We start from the raw sequence: 252 nt of genomic DNA on the forward strand, positions 1-252 counted from the left end.
GATTACTACAATAACGAATACAAGGGTACTCCGGTATCTGATGCAGTGTTGTTAGATCGGTTGATTTCTCGTGCAAGTGACCAGATTGACCATATTATAAATTACAAATTAGAAGGTGCTGACTTTGATAAGTTGGCGCCTTTTATTAAGAAGCAGGTAAAGAAAGCTACTGCTGCACAAGTTGAGTTTTTAGCGATTAATGGAGAGACTTCTGCAACTGTAAGTGAAGGTGGCGGAGGATTTTCTGTAGGT

At 39.7% G+C, this 252-nt stretch carries 1 protein-coding gene; it reads left to right on the plus strand.

Going from position 1 to position 252, the window contains the following annotated elements; translation table 11 throughout:
• On the plus strand, positions 1-252 hold a 252-nt coding region (locus SB754_RS21680), incomplete at both ends, for a hypothetical protein (RefSeq protein WP_410784378.1).

This window comes from Leifsonia sp. SIMBA_070 (assembly GCF_046534635.1).
Classification (GTDB): Bacteria; Actinomycetota; Actinomycetes; order Actinomycetales; family Microbacteriaceae; genus Leifsonia.